Annotated in this window: 1 protein-coding gene; it reads left to right on the forward strand. The window is 37.2% G+C overall.

The genetic code is table 11. The features are described from left to right. Positions 1-277: hypothetical protein (locus WFZ86_RS20275; RefSeq protein ID WP_342693631.1), on the forward strand; the 277-nt coding region annotated here is incomplete at both ends.

Here is a 277-nt window from a genome sequence, read left to right on the forward strand (position 1 = left end):
CAACCGATGTAGATAGCAGTTCGTTTACGTATTCTTTAGTAGCTGGAGCTGGTGATACCGATAATACTTCTTTTTTAATTTCAGGTAGTGATTTGAAAATTACTGCGAGTCCTGATTTTGAAACCAAGTCTTCCTACTCTGTTCGCGTTCGAACTTTCGATGGAACATCCACTTTCGAAAAAGCATTTACTATTTTCATTAATGATGTGAATGAAGCACCAACGGATATTACTTTGTCTGATTCTGACATTGATGAAAATGTTGCGGCTAACTCAAC

This window comes from Flavobacterium polysaccharolyticum, assembly GCF_038739875.1.
Taxonomy (GTDB): Bacteria; Bacteroidota; Bacteroidia; order Flavobacteriales; family Flavobacteriaceae; genus Flavobacterium; species Flavobacterium polysaccharolyticum.